The organism is Sporosarcina koreensis (assembly GCF_001531445.1).
In the GTDB taxonomy this organism is placed as follows: Bacteria; Bacillota; Bacilli; order Bacillales_A; family Planococcaceae; genus Sporosarcina; species Sporosarcina koreensis_C.
This window is the reverse complement of record NZ_LQYA01000307.1, coordinates 1-243: the sequence shown is the minus strand read 5'-3', so window position 1 is coordinate 243 and position 243 is coordinate 1. Positions and strand designations below refer to the sequence as shown.

Sequence of the window (243 nt, the reverse complement as noted above, 5' to 3'; positions counted from 1 at the left end):
CAATAAGACCAAACGCTTTACCCCTATTTTCCTTTGGAATATAGCGCGCAACTACAACCATCACGAGTGCTGGAAATGCAGCTGCAACAGCTCCTTGAATAAATCGAGCCAGAATAAGTATGGGAAAAAAAGAATGTCCAACAAACCCAATTACCGATCCGAAGCAATTTATTATAATCCCAAATAGGAGTAACCTTTTAATGCCTAGCTGATCAGATAGCTTTCCATATAGAGCTGTTCCAA

1 protein-coding gene is annotated in these 243 nt (G+C 39.9%); it reads right to left on the bottom strand.

Features of this window, described 5'->3' with window-relative positions; translation table 11 throughout:
- Positions 1–243, bottom strand: a 243-nt coding sequence (locus AWV70_RS22095) for an MFS transporter (protein ID WP_153010093.1), incomplete at both ends; no start/stop codon positions are given.